At 53.6% G+C, this 14,111-nt stretch carries 14 protein-coding genes; 10 read left to right on the plus strand and 4 right to left on the minus strand.

The features are described 5' to 3' along the window. The first annotated feature begins 170 nt into the window (after positions 1-170). Entirely contained in the window at positions 171-1,058 is an 888-nt protein-coding gene (locus tag RCI20_RS03615; RefSeq protein ID WP_306603181.1) for an AEC family transporter, read from the plus strand. Between the two features lie 49 nt (positions 1,059-1,107). Here RCI20_RS03615 and RCI20_RS03620 read toward each other — a convergent pair whose 3' ends face one another. From RCI20_RS03620 to RCI20_RS03630, 3 genes are read right to left on the minus strand one after another with little or no spacing between them, the layout of a single operon-like run. Next, positions 1,108-1,482, minus strand: a complete 375-nt coding sequence (locus RCI20_RS03620; protein ID WP_306603182.1) for an RNA-binding S4 domain-containing protein — start codon at positions 1,480-1,482, stop codon at positions 1,108-1,110. Further along, positions 1,479-2,741: a diaminopimelate decarboxylase gene (gene lysA, locus RCI20_RS03625; RefSeq protein WP_306603183.1), complete on the minus strand. Its 1,263-nt coding sequence runs from the start codon at positions 2,739-2,741 to the stop codon at positions 1,479-1,481. The genes RCI20_RS03620 and lysA overlap by 4 nt, the downstream gene beginning before the upstream one ends. A gap of 6 nt (positions 2,742-2,747) precedes the next feature. Next, the gene (locus RCI20_RS03630) at positions 2,748-2,894 is read right to left on the minus strand and encodes a lipoprotein (protein ID WP_306603184.1); all 147 of its coding nucleotides are present in this window, start codon (positions 2,892-2,894) and stop codon (positions 2,748-2,750) included. A gap of 43 nt (positions 2,895-2,937) precedes the next feature. On the opposite strand from RCI20_RS03630, the gene cyaY reads away from it, so the two are divergent. Further along, positions 2,938-3,255, plus strand: a complete 318-nt coding sequence (gene cyaY, locus RCI20_RS03635; RefSeq protein WP_306603185.1) for an iron donor protein CyaY — start codon at positions 2,938-2,940, stop codon at positions 3,253-3,255. A gap of 1 nt (position 3,256) precedes the next feature. Here cyaY and RCI20_RS03640 read toward each other — a convergent pair whose 3' ends face one another. After that, positions 3,257-5,542, minus strand: coding sequence for a penicillin-binding protein 1A (locus RCI20_RS03640; protein WP_306603186.1), 2,286 nt, complete (start codon positions 5,540-5,542; stop codon positions 3,257-3,259). Between the two features lie 164 nt (positions 5,543-5,706). Here RCI20_RS03640 and RCI20_RS03645 point away from each other — a divergent pair, with 164 nt between their 5' ends. The 8 genes from RCI20_RS03645 (at position 5,707) to aroB (ending at position 13,999) form a co-directional block, all read left to right on the plus strand. Then, on the plus strand, positions 5,707-6,792 hold the full coding sequence (locus tag RCI20_RS03645) for a pilus assembly protein PilM (RefSeq protein ID WP_306603187.1): 1,086 nt from the start codon (positions 5,707-5,709) through the stop codon (positions 6,790-6,792). After that, a complete protein-coding gene (locus RCI20_RS03650) occupies positions 6,789-7,352 on the plus strand; it encodes a PilN domain-containing protein (RefSeq protein ID WP_306603188.1) in 564 nt (187 codons plus the stop codon). The genes RCI20_RS03645 and RCI20_RS03650 overlap by 4 nt, the downstream gene beginning before the upstream one ends. Then, on the plus strand, positions 7,349-8,059 hold the full coding sequence (locus RCI20_RS03655) for a type 4a pilus biogenesis protein PilO (RefSeq protein WP_306603189.1): 711 nt from the start codon (positions 7,349-7,351) through the stop codon (positions 8,057-8,059). The genes RCI20_RS03650 and RCI20_RS03655 overlap by 4 nt, the downstream gene beginning before the upstream one ends. A gap of 8 nt (positions 8,060-8,067) precedes the next feature. Continuing rightward, positions 8,068-8,601: a pilus assembly protein PilP gene (locus RCI20_RS03660; RefSeq protein ID WP_306603190.1), complete on the plus strand. Its 534-nt coding sequence runs from the start codon at positions 8,068-8,070 to the stop codon at positions 8,599-8,601. Then, complete coding sequence (pilQ, locus tag RCI20_RS03665) at positions 8,598-10,832, plus strand: type IV pilus secretin PilQ (protein ID WP_306603191.1); 2,235 nt, start codon at positions 8,598-8,600, stop codon at positions 10,830-10,832. The genes RCI20_RS03660 and pilQ overlap by 4 nt, the downstream gene beginning before the upstream one ends. Positions 10,833-10,862: 30 nt before the next feature. Beyond that, positions 10,863-12,323 carry a hypothetical protein gene (locus RCI20_RS03670; protein WP_306603192.1) on the plus strand — a complete coding sequence of 487 codons (1,461 nt, stop codon included), beginning with the start codon at positions 10,863-10,865 and terminating at the stop codon, positions 12,321-12,323. A gap of 81 nt (positions 12,324-12,404) precedes the next feature. After that, positions 12,405-12,917 (plus strand): shikimate kinase, encoded by a 513-nt coding sequence (locus RCI20_RS03675; protein ID WP_373691468.1) that lies wholly within the window; start codon positions 12,405-12,407, stop codon positions 12,915-12,917. Then, positions 12,917-13,999, plus strand: coding sequence for a 3-dehydroquinate synthase (gene aroB / locus RCI20_RS03680; RefSeq protein ID WP_306603245.1), 1,083 nt, complete (start codon positions 12,917-12,919; stop codon positions 13,997-13,999). Before RCI20_RS03675 ends, aroB begins: the two co-directional genes overlap by 1 nt. Positions 14,000-14,111: the final 112 nt, after the last annotated feature.

Consider the following 14,111-nt stretch of genomic DNA (forward strand, 5'->3'; position numbering starts at 1 on the left):
GTCGCCACGCCCGGCTGGGCTTGTCTTTTGGCAAGCTTGAGTAAGGCCAAGGTTCGGGCTGGGACCGCGATGTGCTTGATGCTGGGTCGATCTCCTGACCCGGACTGCTCCGTGTTTGTTGCGGGCCCCGGGGCGCGTGGTTAAATTCAATTTCCTCATTGGACGTGCTGATGGCTGATACCTCGCTGGCTTTGCGTTTGCTGATGATCCTGTTCCCGATCTTCGGGATTGTCGCGGCCGGGTATTTTTACGCGCGTCGGCACAAGCCGGAAATGGCGGTGGCTAACCGGTTGAACATGGATGTGTTCGTGCCGGCGCTGGTCTTTGCCGCGATGGCAGGCAAATCCATCGATCTCGTCGCGTTTGCCCCGCTGGCGCTGGGTGGCTTTCTGGTGCTTGCCACCTGTGGTTTGCTGGCTTGGGGAATTGCCCGGCTGGCCGGGGTGCAGCCGAAGACGCTGGTGCCGCCGATGATGTTCAACAATTCCGGCAACATCGGCTTGCCATTGGCTGTGCTGGCCTGGGGTGAGGATGCCCTGGCGGCGGCGGTGATCCTGTTCATGGTCGAGAACACGCTGCATTTTTCCTTTGGCGCCCGTCTGCTCGATCCGAAAACGCGGATTTTGACCTTGTGGCGCATCCCGGTGGTTTTTGCCGCAATCGTCGGGTTGACCGTGGCCGTGCTGAAAATTCCGATCTGGCCGCCGCTGGTGTTGGCGATCAAGATGCTGGGCGATGTGTCGGTGCCTTTGTTGTTGTTCTCGCTGGGCGTGCGGATGACCGATGTGTCGTTTGGCGAATGGAAACTGTCGCTGGGGAGCGCCTTGCTGCGGCCCTTGGCCGGCATGGCCATCGCCTACGGGATGATCCTGTTGCTCGGCCTGGAGGGACGCGATGCGGCGATGTTGCTGGTCTTTGGCGCGCTACCACCGGCGGTGCTGAATTTCCTGTTTGCCGAACGTTACAAGCAGGAGCCGCAGCGCGTGGCGTCCATCGTGCTGATCGGCAATCTGGCGGCGCTGATCTTCCTACCGCTGGCTTTGGCGCTGGTGCTTTGATTTTTGGTCGATTTCTGTGGTTGACCGCAGGAATCGGCAAAACTGTTGTTCAGTTGCCGAACCGGTCCATTTTTCGCCGGTCGCGCTTGGTCGGCCGGCCGTGGATATCAGCCGCCGGCTCGTATTGCAGTTTGCGCCGCAGTTGCGCGGCTTCGCGCTCAGCGATGCTGGTCGGGGTTTCTTCGTAGAGCAGGCGTGCTTCCGGCGCCGGGCCGCGTTTGTCCGACAGGCCCTGAACGATGACTTCCCAGCGCGTTTCGCTGTTGGCAATGTCCAGGCGGTCGCCGATTTTCACCTCACGCGAGGCCTTGGTCGGTGCGCCGTTCAACTTGATCTTGCCGCCACTGACGGCGTCGCTGGCCAGGCTGCGGGTTTTGAAAAACCGCGCCGCCCATAGCCATTTATCGACCCGCAGACCACTCATGCCGGCAATACGGATTCGCCGGCAAACAACTGTTCAACGGTCTCGCGCTGACGGATGACGTGCACCTGGTCGCCGTCTACCATCACTTCAACGGCCCGCGGCCGGGTGTTGTAGTTAGACGCCATCGCCATGCCGTAAGCGCCGGCCGACATGACGGCCAGCAGGTCGCCCGGCTCGACGTTGAGCGGGCGGGCCTGACCGAGAAAGTCACCGGTTTCGCAGACCGGCCCGACGATATCGTAGTCCCGGGTGGCGCCAGCGCGTGGCGTGACCGGCAGAATGTCGTGCCAGGCTTCGTACAGTGCCGGACGCATCAGATCGTTCATCGCGGCGTCGATGATGGCGAAGTTTTTCGCCTCGCCTTCCTTGAGGAATTCAACCTGGGTGAGCAGCAAACCGGCGTTGCCGACCAGCCGGCGACCCGGCTCCAGCACGACCTGCAAGCCGCGACCGGCCAGCTTGTCGAGCAGCGGCGTCAGGTAGGCGGCGACAGTCGGTTGCACCTGATCAGCCTTGTATTTGATGCCCAGGCCACCACCGAGGTCGACGTGATGAATGTGGATGCCTTCTGCGGTCAACTGGTCGATCAGGGCCAGAATGCGTTCCAGTGCTTCGCCAAAGGGGGCCGGGTCGAGCAGTTGCGAGCCGATGTGGCAATCGATCCCGGCGACCTTGATGTTGGGCAGTGCGGCGGCGCGGCGGTAAAGGGCCAGCGCATCATCGTAGGCGACGCCGAACTTGGCTTCCTTCAAGCCTGTCGAGATGTAGGGGTGGGTCTTCGGGTCAACGTTCGGATTCACGCGCAAGCTGACCGGTGCCTGTTTGCCGCACTGGCCGGCGACTTCGTTCAGGCGGTCGATTTCGGGGAGCGATTCGACATTGAAGCAGAAGATGCCGGCGTCCAGCGCCAGCTTCATTTCGGCAGCGGTCTTGCCGACACCGGAAAAGACGACTTTTTTCGGATCGGCGCCAGCGGCCAGTACGCGTTGCAATTCGCCGCCGGAAACGATGTCGAAACCGGCACCTAGTCGGGCAAACAGATTGAGAATCGCCAGGTTGGAATTGGCTTTGACGGCGTAGCAGACCAGTGCGCCGGCACCGGCCGGATGGCTGCCGAGCACCGTGAAAAATTCCTGCAACGATGCTTCAAGCGCAGCGCGGGAATAGATGTAGGCCGGGGTGCCGAATTGCTTGGCCAGCGTGGTCAGGGGAACGGATTCGGCGTGCAGGACGCCATTTTTCAGAGAGAATTGAGTCATTTTGGGTCAGTGGGCATTCGGCTTTTTGGGCGTGCTAAGATCGGCACCTTGGGGCTTTGTACCTTGGGCGGGCGGTAGTTCGAGCGGGCCTTTCATGCCGCAGGCGGCAAGGCTCATGATGATCAGTACGGCGGCGAATCGGATCAGGCTCATTATGGGGCGCGCTGGCGGCGAAAAACGGGGATGTTAGCACACGATGGATGACAGCGAATTCAATGCCTTGGCCGATGCAACACTGGCCAAAATCGATGCGGCGCTTGAGGCTTGCGCTGCCGATATCGATTTCGAACTGGCCGCCGGGGGTGTGCTCGAAATCGAGTTTGCCGACGGCAGCAAGATCATCATCAACCGGCACGGCGTGGCGAAGGAAATCTGGGTCGCGGCGCGGGCCGGCGGCTTTCATTTTCGCTGGGATGGCGAGGTCTGGCGGGATACGCGTGACTGTGCCGAGTTGATGCAAAAATTATCAGCGCTCGCCAGCCAGCAGGCCGGCGAGCCGGTGCGTTTCGACTGAGTTAGTCGAGCGGCGTTTGCTGATCTGGCGGCGCCACCGCGGTTTCTTCAACGGCACTCGCGGCTGGCGTGGTGGGCTGGTTTTCACTGTAAACGTAACTGCTGCCAAGGGGGCTTAAGCCGCTCGGCGGGGTTGGCAGTTGCTGCGGCACGTCTTTCAGGGCTGTGGCCATATAGCCGATCCAGATTGGCATGGCAGCAACGCCACCCGTTTCCCGGCCCCCCAGATTTTTCGGTTGATCGAAGCCGACCCAGGCACAACCTGCCACCGTCGCTTGATAGCCGCAGAACCAAGCGTCGACATATTCGTTGGTGGTGCCGGTTTTGCCCGCCAGATCGTGTCGTTTCAATTGGCTGGAAGTCCGGGCAGCGGTGCCGGAAATGGTTACGTCACGCATCATCGTGTCGCTCAGAAAGGCGTTGCGTGGATCAAGCACCCGATTCGATTCATCGCCGGCTTGAGGCCCACTGGCCTGAGCCAGTACGCGACCTTTTTCGTCACGAATTTCGCGTACGGCATAAGGTGTTACACGGAAACCGCCATTGGCGAATATTGCATACCCGGTCACCATCTGCCATGGGGTCACCGAACCGGCGCCGAGCGCCATGGTGAGGTAGGGTGGATGTTTGTCGGCATCGAAACCAAAGCGGCTGACGTAATCCTGTGCGTACTGGGTACCGATGGCCTGCAGTAGACGGATCGACACCATGTTTTTCGATTTGGCCAGCGCGGTACGCATGCTCATCGGGCCGTCGTACTTGCCGTCGTAGTTCTTGGGTTGCCAGGCTTGTGAACCGGTTTCTCCAGCCGAAATGACGATTGGCTCGTCGGCGATCATGCTGCCCGGGTGAAAGCCTTTTTCCAGCGCAGCCGAGTAAATGAAAGGCTTGAAGCTGGAGCCCGGCTGGCGCCATGCCTGCGTGACATGATTGAATTTGTTGCGATTGAAGTCGAAACCGCCGACCAAGGCACGAATCGCCCCATCTTTCGGGTCGACCGCAACAAAGGCTGATTCGACTTCGGGCAATTGGCTGATCTGCCATTTGCCGTTCTGGTCCTTGTTGACCCGAATGATGGCGCCGCGCTTGATGCGTTTGTTGGCTGGCGCCTTGTCGTCCAGCATTTTCGCCGCAAATTTGATGGCGTCACCACTCAATGTGACAAGCTCTCCGCCCTTGATATAGGTGCGAATCTGCTTGCTGTCAGCGCTCAGGACCAGTGCGGGGAGCAGGTCGCCGGCATCGTTGACTTCCTGCAGCATGACGTCGATGTGTTCGTCCTGTTCGGATTGCACATCTTTCATGTCCAGATAGGACTCAGCGCCGCGGTAGCCATGACGCCGGTCGTAATCAAGAACGCCCTTGCGAAGCGAATGATAGGCGGCCTCCTGTTCGGCTTTGATCAGCGTTGTGTAGACCTTCATGCCGCGTGTGTAGACGTCATCCGGGAAGCGTTCTGCAGCGATCTGCCGTGCCATTTCGGCGACGAATTCGGCGTTGACCGCATATTCGGTGAGTTCCCGCTTGATTACGATGGGCTCCTTGAGGGCGTGCTCATATTGGCTATCGGAGATGTATGACAGTTCGCGCATGCGCCGCAAAACATATTGTTGGCGAATTTTCGCCCGACGAGGGTTGGCAATCGGGTTGTATGCCGAGGGGGCTTTCGGCAGGCCGGCCAGCATGGCTGCTTCGGCGATGGAAATCTGCTGCAGCGGTTTGCCGAAATAGATTTGAGCTGCTGCGCCAAAGCCGTAGGCACGTTGTCCGAGGAAAATCTGGTTGATATACAACTCGAAAATCTGGTCTTTGTTCAGGCTGCTTTCGATCTTGAGCGATAGCAGCGCTTCATACAGCTTGCGTGTGTAGGTTTTTTCCGTGGTCAGGAAAAAGTTGCGGGCAACTTGCTGTGTGATGGTTGATGCACCCTGCTTCTTTCCGCCACTAAGCAGGTTTGAGCTGGCCGCGCGCAGGATGCCGGCATAGTCGATGCCGATGTGCTGATAGAAACGGTCGTCTTCAGCAGCCAGAATGGCCTGCTTCATAATATCGGGGACATCGTTGATTGAAACAACCGCCCGTCGCTCTTCGCCAAACTCACCTATCAGGTGGCCGTCTGCGCTGTAAACCCGGAGTGGGATCTTGGGACGATAATCAGTCAGAACCTCTAGCGATGGCAGGTTGGGGTAGGCCAGAGCAACGACGATAACGGCTATCGACAGAACAATGGCGATCAGGCCGGCTAAAGCAATGGCAGGGTAGGCAAGTAGGCGAAGCGCTGGAGGCATCAAGAGTGACAATCGAGAGTGTGACGAGCGAGCCGCATTATACGCTCAGCCTGTGGGGGGGGTATAAAAGTGCTTTACACTGTCATGGCTTGTTGCTAGCATTTGAAGTGAATTATTGCTTTTTCATCTAACATCGTAATCCGTAAGGATTTTTTGGAGGTGTGGTGGGCTTCGATATCTCCGCTTTGCTAAATCCGAAGGCGCGCCCCTTGCTCGGGCTCGACATCAGTTCGTCAGCTGTCAAGCTGGTGGAATTGTCCGCCAATGGTAAAGAAGGGTATCGCGTTGAGCGCTACGCCATAGAGGTGTTGCCCAAGGACGCGGTATCGGATGGCAATATTGCCAATCTTGAGGCAGTCGTCGACGTGGTTCGGCGTGCTTGGAAACGTCTTGGTACGTCAACACGCAATGTGGCCATGGCCTTGCCTACCTCGGCAGTAATTACCAAGAAAATCATAGTCCAAAGCGGCCTTCGCGAAGAAGATCTGGAGCTTCAGGTCGAGAGTGAGGCGAATCAGTACATTCCTTTCTCGATTGACGAGGTCAATCTTGATTATCAGGTGCTCGGTCCTGCGGCATCTTCGCCTGACGAAGTCGAGGTATTGATTGCGGCTTCCAAAAAAGAACGCGTGGAAGACCGGGTGGCTGTGGCAGACGCAGCGGGTTTGAAGGCTGTCGTGGTGGATGTCGAGTCTTTTGCCACGCTGTCTGCGTTTGAATTGATTGAGCGTCAGCTTCCCGACGATGGAAAAAATCAGGTTGTTGCCCTGATTGATGCTGGCGCCAATGTGATGAATCTCACCGTAATGCGTAATGGCTTGCAGGTTTATGCCCGTGAACAGGCTTTTGGTGGCAGTCAATTGACACTCGATATATCCCGTCACTATGGAATGAGTCTCGAAGAGGCGGAGGCAGCGAAGCGTGCAGGCAATCTGCCAGAGGGCTATGAAGTCGAGTTGCTCAACCCATTTATGGAGAATTTGGCGCTTGAAGTATCGCGGGCGCTGCAGTTTTTCTTTACTTCGACACAATTCAACAAGGTGGACCATGTTGTTTTGGCCGGTGGTTGTGCGGTAATCCCTGGCATCGACGAAGTCGTTGCGACACGTACCCAGTTCAATACTTTGGTTGCAAACCCGTTTGCCAACATGTTGTTGTCGGATCGGGTTCGGGCTCGCAACTTGTTGTCTGATTCGTCGTCCCTGATGGTGGCCTGTGGCTTGGCGCTACGGAGGTTTGATCCAGCATGATACGTATTAACCTGTTGCCCCATCGTGAAGAGGCCAGGAAGGCTCGGCGTGAGCAGTTTATCGTATTGGCTGCTTTGGTCTCCGCTCTTGCTGCCGTCGTGATTTTTGCGGTCTACTCATTGATTGACGTGCAAATAGAAGAACAAAATGGGAAAAATGCATTTCTGAAGCAGGAAATTGCAGTTCTGGACAAGCAGCTTGATCAGATCAAGCGTCTGAAAGAGCAGACTCAAGCACTCCTTGCGCGAAAGCGGGTGATTGAAAACTTGCAGCGCGATCGTGGTGAAACCGTGTACCTATTAAGCGAAATGGTGAGTCAGGTTCCTGAAGGTGTCTACCTGAAATCCATGAAGCAGGATGGACTCAAAGTCAATGTGACCGGTTATGCCCAGTCGAATGCCCGTGTTTCCGCATTGATGCGGAATATTGAGGGTTCGCCATGGCTTGAGCAGCCACGCCTGATCGAAACGAAAGCCGTTCTCCTCCAAGGTCGGCGTGTGAATGAGTTTGGTATGGAATTCACATTGACCCGGGTGGCACCGGAAGGGGTGGTGAAATGAAAGCCAGTTCGTTCGGACTCAAGGTTGCTTCGCTACCCAAAATTGATTTTCAGGCAATTCTCGAAGACTTTCGGCATCTGAATCCGAATGATCCGGGAACTTGGCCGCTGATTCCCAAGGCAGTAATTCTGCTTGGCTTGTTTGCTGGCTTGCTGCTGGCTGGCTGGTGGTTTCTCTGGAGTGAGCAATTCACGCTTCTGGAAACTCGCCAGAGGGAAGAAACCGCCTTGAAAGAACAGTATCTTGAGAAGAAGCGCCAAGCCGTCAATCTCGAACTCTATACGCAGCAACTGTCTGAAATTGACCGATCCTTTGGTGCGCTGCTCAAGCAGTTGCCAAACAAATCCGAAATTGAAGCCTTATTGATCGAGGTGAATCAGGCTGGCTTGGGACGTGGTTTGCAGTTTGAACTTTTCCGCCCGGGCAAGGAAGAAATCAAGGATTTCTATGCCGAGTTACCCGTTACGGTCAAAATCAATGGTTCGTACCACGACATTGGAACGTTTGCAGCCGATGTGGCCAAACTTCCCAGAATCGTCACCTTGAACGGTATTTCAGTCGTTCCGCTGAAGGACAATAGTGCAATGACACTGGATGCGACGATTAAGACGTTCCGCTATCTTGACGAAGAGGAAGTGGCAGATCAAAAGGCGAAGGAAATTGCTGCGGCTAAAAACAAAAAACCAGCAAAAGGAGGTGGCAAGTGAAGCGAGTAATGCTTGTCGTCCTTAGCGCCTTGCTCTGCGCCTGCGGTGGTGGTGAGCATGAGGATTTGCGGCAGTGGATGGACGAAAATACGCGCAATTTGCGGGGTAAGGTGACGCAGTTACCCGAGGTAAAACCCTACGAGCCTGTGCCTTATGAAGTTGAGGGGCAAATTGACCCTTTCCGTTCAAGCAAAATCGAACCTGATTCAAAATACAAACAAGGTGGTGGAAAATCCGGGCAGTTTCAGCCGGATTTCGAGGCGCGTGAAATGCGCAATAGTGAATTGGAAAAATATCCACTGGAATCATTGATGATGATTGGTCGTATCAACATCAACAAAATTCCTATGGCAGTCATTAAATACGATGGCAACGTCAAGCAGGTCAGGGTAGGTGATTACCTGGGGCTGGATTTCGGTATGGTGACCGAAATTGGTGAAAATGAACTGAAGTTGCGGGAATTGATTCAAGACTCTGCTGGTGACTGGAGCGAGCGACAAAGCTCGCTGCATCTGCAGACCACGGAGGGGGGCAGTAAATGAAATTAATCAACCATGCGCTGGTTATCGGTGCGGCCTGTTGGTCGCTATTGGCACCAGTATGTGCAGAGACAACGCCGGCATCCGTTCCGGCGAACGCCATTGAGTCGGTAAATGTGGCTCGCCAAGGCAATGAGGTCGCCGTTAAAATTGATCTCCGCGAAGGACTTGTCTCCCCTCCCGCAGGATTTGCTGTGGCAAACCCTGCAAAAATTGCATTTGATTTCCCGTTGACCGCAAATGCCCTTGGCAAAACCACCGAGGTGCTGAATCAAGGCGATTTGCGCAGCATGAACGTGGTTCAAGTAGCGGACCGTACCCGCTTGGTGCTAAATCTGGTTCGCAACATGAATTACACGACACGCATCGATGGCAAGTCGCTCTATGTGGTTTTGTCGCCTATCGAGCGCTTGAGTGATGTTGCGGCCGAGCGTTCCGTCCGTTTCGCTGAAGAAAGTCTGGTCGGCGCCAAGCACGTCGTGCGCGACGTTGTGTTTCGCCGTGGCAAAGATGGCGAGGGGCGCGTTGTCGTCGAGTTGGGGGACGCAGGAACGGGGATTGATATTCGGCAGCAAGGCCCTAATTTGGTCGTTGATTTCGTAAAGACCAGTGTTCCGGAACACTTGCGTCGCAAACTTGATGTTACAGACTTTGCCACCCCCATCGTTGGCGTGGAAACCCGGGCAATGGGTGAAAATGTTCGAATGATCATTTCACCAAAAGGGCTGTGGGAGCATAACGCCTACCAAACCGATAACCAATTCATCGTTGAAGTAAAGAAAGTCATCGAAGACCCCAATAAATTGGTTCAGGGCAGCAAGGTGGGATATCAGGGGCCGCGTGTCAGCATCAATTACCAGAATGGTGACGTGCGTGCCTTGTTGCGTTTGATGGCCGAAGAATTGGGTCTTAATGCGGTGATCAGTGAAACGGTGACGGGTAATACGACGCTCGTACTAAAGGATGTCCCGGCAGACCAAGTGATCGACATCATTTTCCAGCAAAAAGGGCTGGATATGCGCAAGAAGGGTAGCATCATCATGATTGCGCCTCGCGATGAAATTGCGACGCGCGAAAAACTGGACTTTGAGTCTCGGCAACAAATCAGTGAGCTGGAGCCATTGGTCACGGAGCAGTTTGTTTTGAATTACCAAAAAGCAGTCGAAGTCGCTCAATTGCTGATTGGTGCTCCGGCCACCGGGGGTGGGAGCGGAGTGATCAATTCCACTCAGCGAATTCTGAGTAAACGTGGTAACGCTGTGGCGGATCCGCAGTCCAATATATTGTTTATTAATGATATTCCATCCAAGCTGGATGAAATAAGGACATTCATAAAAACGATAGATATTGGCGCTCGTCAGGTGTTGATTGAAGCCCGTGTCGTGGAGGCCAGTGATTCGTTCCTGAGTGATATCGGTATGAAGTTGAATTTCCTCAGTAGTGCAACACGTCGGCTTGGTAGTGGCGTGAATATTGGGGGTGGGACGTATAGCAATCCCTACTTGAATAATTCGTCGACCACCAGTGAACTGATCTCTACTTTGACCGGGAACGGAACTACCGTAACAAATGGTTTTACCAACCAGGTTGGTAGCAGTTCCACTTATGTTGCAGGGCGTCAAACGAGTTCTGGTGTGACTGGTTTTAATTTGCCGACGACCACAGAGCGGGCTGGTACATTTGCATTTTCACTATTCAATTCTTCGCTAACAAATATTCTCAATCTGGAAGTTTCTGCGCTTGAGTCTGATGGTTTGGGCAAGGTGATTTCAACGCCGCGCGTGGTTACTGCCAATAACGTAGAAGCGTTAATTGAAGATGGTACTGAAGTGCCTTATTGGAAACCGGCCTCCGGTAATGATGCGGCAAAACTTGAATTCAAGAAGGCAAAACTCTCCTTGAAGGTGACGCCCCAGATTACCCCGGATGGAACGGTCAAGATGCTTGTCGCCGTTGAAAAGGCTGAACCGGATTGGTCGCGTAGCGTCCAAGGGGTGCCACCGATTAAAAGCTCGATTGTCAAAAGCAATGTAATCGTTGATAACGGCGGAACAATCGTTGTTGGCGGGGTTTACATGAACTCCCAAGAAAATAACGTGGACAAAATTCCATTGCTGGGTGATATCCCCATGCTGGGACACATGTTTAAAAATACGAAGAAAAAAACCAGTCGCCGGGAGCTGTTGATATTTATAACGCCTCGCATTATTTCTAATATCTCAACACTGAACTGATTGTGTACCACTGGTGCACGGAGAGATAATATGGACTACACAAGTATTCTGGAGCAGCATCAGGCCTTGGTTAATGCTGTTGAGCAGTCGATGGCCCAACAGGCCGCCGAGCAAGCTCGTAAACAGGCTGAATTTCAATCATTGAAAAACAGTGTTGATAAGGTTTTCTTTGCCTATACCTTGCAGCGCGCAAGCGATGAAAAACTGACCGAGTGGACCCAGTATCTGAGTAGTGGGGTTTCGGTTGATTTGGTTGCTTCCATAATGCGAAGTGATAATTCATCGATGTACTTCGGTGCGGGGCGAGAGGCTTCGATCAATAATGCCTTCACCACTCTGTTTGGTAGATCGCCTACCGCTGGCGAAGCAGCACGTTATTCATCGGTAGACACGGCGCTAATTCCGGGACTGGTTGCATTAGAAGCTACTGGTAGTGATGCAGAAACCATGTATCTGCGTTTGCACGGGGCGCAAGCAATCAAGGATTATTATCAGGCAACAAATATTCCCCTTACCTACGGCATGCCTGCGATGAAGGCGAAAGAGCAGTTGCTGACCTTGAAAGCCGGTGTTGATGCGCAGGATTTGGTTAGTGATGCTGTTAGGGAAATGGGTGATTTTCTTGCAGAATGGGGAAGGGTAATCAAAAAGCCAGAAGGTGCTCAGACGGATATCGAGCCTCCTGATAAAAGGTATTTTTATACCGATGCGGATACGGTGGGTGTTGCTTTTTATGAGCCACCTTCCGCTGCCGGCTTTGGGCGGGTGCTTTTCAGCTTTAATGAACCGGTTGATTGGTCTGCTCTTGACAAAAATCGAGATGGGCGCTTGGAGTTGTTTACGGAACTGGATTTGATTTTGAGCAATCCCCGATTGTTTGGCGACAATCCAACAATCAAAGCAGAGGTAGGTGTTAATTCGGTAGTCATTAACATTGGCGCAAATGCTAGTTCGCCATTGTTCAGTGGCTCTAATGCTGCAGGTGAACTGGTGTTGGGGGACTTCGTAACCTTTGTTGGAGTGAGTGATTATCAAGGTAATTCTGGTGCGGTTTTGTTTTCGCTTACCGGCAATCCGGCATCCTCATCAATAACAGATAGTTCAGCACCTTTGGCGGTAACAGAGCCAGCGGGTAAGGCAAGAGTGGTCGGTGAGGCAGTTATCTTGCGTTTTAATGAAATTATCGATTGGGATGCCATGGACAAGGATGGCAACGGTGTGTTGTCACTGGGTTATATAGGTTCTGGTGCTGAGCTCATTATTAGTACCTCAGAGGTTAATATGCTTGGCGCGTCTCCGACGGTGGTTAGTTATTACGACAATCAATTGACACTGAAGATGAGTGCTGGGCATACCTATAGTGAAGTTACTTCGGCTCCAGGGGTAACTCCGATCACCTATGATACCAATGATGACATCGTGGTTATTGGTGTAAGGGATCTCACGGGCAATGTCATTAACGCTACTTTCGCTGCGCCATACTCAACCTGATCGTTTGGTGCATGTGAGAGCGCGCGGCATTGATGTTCAAATATTTATCGCTGTTTAAAAATCATTAGCAAAAACATTTATTTGATTGGCCTGATGGGGGCCGGCAAAACCACTGTCGGTAAACAGTTGGCGCGTCGCTTGCATCGTCCGTTCTACGATTCCGATCATGAAATCGTCGAACGGACCGGTGTGCCGATCCCGACGATCTTCGAAATTGAAGGTGAACCGGGTTTTCGGCGGCGTGAGTCTCAGACCATCGCTGAGCTTTCGGTCATGCCGGAAATTGTCATGGCGACGGGCGGTGGTGTGGTGCTTGATCCAGAAAACCGTCAATGTCTGCGTGAAACGGGCTGGGTGGTCTACCTGAACGTCCCTCCTTTTTATCTCTACCAGCGCACCCGCAATGATCGTAACCGTCCATTGTTGCAGGTCAATGATCCCTTGGCGCGCTTGGAGGAACTTCATGCGGCCCGCGACCCTCTATACAGGGAGACTGCGCACTTGGTTATTGATGGCGGGCGTCTGGTTGCTTCCGGAATTGTTCAATATATCTTGCGGGAGTTTTCGCAATTGCATTTGGCACATACACAATGATTCAAACCTTGGAGGTGGCGCTCGGTGAGCGTTCCTATCCTATTCATATCGGTTGCGACTTATTCAGTCGTGCTGACTTATTGTTGCCCTATATAAATCGCCGAAAAGTTGTTGTGTTGAGCAACACGACGGTTGCACCGCTATATCTTGGAATGTTGCGGTCGACCTTGGAAAAGGCGGGTATTGCCGTACTGCCCATCGTTTTGCCTGATGGTGAGGCTTATAAAACCCTGGCGAGTTTGAATAAGATATTTGACGCGTTGCTCGGTGCGCACTGTGAGCGCAATACCACACTGATTGCCTTGGGTGGCGGGGTGATTGGTGATATGGGCGGGTTTGCCGCCGCGTGCTACCAGCGGGGAATGCCCTTCATACAGGTGCCGACGACGTTGTTGGCGATGGTCGATTCGTCCGTGGGGGGGAAGACGGCAGTAAATCATCCGCTAGGCAAGAACATGATTGGTGCGTTTTATCAGCCAAAACTTGTGCTTGCCGATATTGCGAGCTTGGATACCTTGCCGGATCGGGAATTGAGGGCGGGTCTTGCGGAAGTGATCAAGTATGGGCTAATTCGCGACCCTGAGTTTTTTGCTTGGCTGGAAATTAATCTCGAAAACTTGTTGGCGCGTGATCGCGGTGCGCTGGCGTATGCCGTTCATCGTTCCTGTGCGAACAAGGCGGCGGTTGTCGCAGCCGATGAGCGAGAAACAGGCGAGCGTGCGCTACTTAATCTTGGTCATACGTTTGGGCATGCTATCGAAACTGGTTTGGGTTACGGAGAATGGCTGCATGGTGAGGCTGTCGCTGCGGGTACGATGATTGCTTGTGAGCTTTCGCGTAGCTTGGGGTGGCTGACGCAGGATCAATTGTTACGGATCAAGGCTCTATTTGTTCGTGGGGGTTTGCCTGTTGCCGGGCCAAAACTGGGTGCGCAACGTTATTTGGAATTGATGCGTCACGACAAAAAGGTCCAAGATGGGCGTTTGCGACTTGTATTGCAAAAGGGAATTGGAAGTGCAGAGTTGTCGGATGTTGCTTCTGACGCTCAAATAGCTTGCGCAATTGATAATGCATGCACCTGATTGGTGCGTCTTGGTTGCTTGAGTAGAAAGGGCTTTGTCCGTTAAAATCTGCGGTTGCCTTTGTTTTTATGCAGGCCGAAGTGATAAAACGTCACTCGGCTTTTTTCATGAT

This window comes from Azonexus sp. (assembly GCF_030824335.1).
Lineage (GTDB): Bacteria > Pseudomonadota > Gammaproteobacteria > Burkholderiales > Rhodocyclaceae > Azonexus.

Bases quoted from the DNA above. Each gene is read 5' to 3' on its own strand.
- pilQ (WP_306603191.1), top strand. From the start codon at position 8,598: ATGAAATTAATCAACCATGCGCTGGTTATCGGTGCGGCCTGTTGGTCG.
- RCI20_RS03650 (WP_306603188.1), top strand. From the start codon at position 6,789: ATGATACGTATTAACCTGTTGCCCCATCGTGAAGAGGCCAGGAAGGCT.
- RCI20_RS03630 (WP_306603184.1), bottom strand. From the start codon at position 2,894: ATGAGCCTGATCCGATTCGCCGCCGTACTGATCATCATGAGCCTTGCC.
- RCI20_RS03615 (WP_306603181.1), top strand. From the start codon at position 171: ATGGCTGATACCTCGCTGGCTTTGCGTTTGCTGATGATCCTGTTCCCG.
- cyaY (WP_306603185.1), top strand. From the start codon at position 2,938: ATGGATGACAGCGAATTCAATGCCTTGGCCGATGCAACACTGGCCAAA.
- RCI20_RS03655 (WP_306603189.1), top strand. From the start codon at position 7,349: ATGAAAGCCAGTTCGTTCGGACTCAAGGTTGCTTCGCTACCCAAAATT.
- RCI20_RS03620 (WP_306603182.1), bottom strand. From the start codon at position 1,482: ATGAGTGGTCTGCGGGTCGATAAATGGCTATGGGCGGCGCGGTTTTTC.
- RCI20_RS03670 (WP_306603192.1), top strand. From the start codon at position 10,863: ATGGACTACACAAGTATTCTGGAGCAGCATCAGGCCTTGGTTAATGCT.
- RCI20_RS03640 (WP_306603186.1), bottom strand. From the start codon at position 5,542: ATGCCTCCAGCGCTTCGCCTACTTGCCTACCCTGCCATTGCTTTAGCC.
- lysA (WP_306603183.1), bottom strand. From the start codon at position 2,741: ATGACTCAATTCTCTCTGAAAAATGGCGTCCTGCACGCCGAATCCGTT.
- RCI20_RS03660 (WP_306603190.1), top strand. From the start codon at position 8,068: ATGCTTGTCGTCCTTAGCGCCTTGCTCTGCGCCTGCGGTGGTGGTGAG.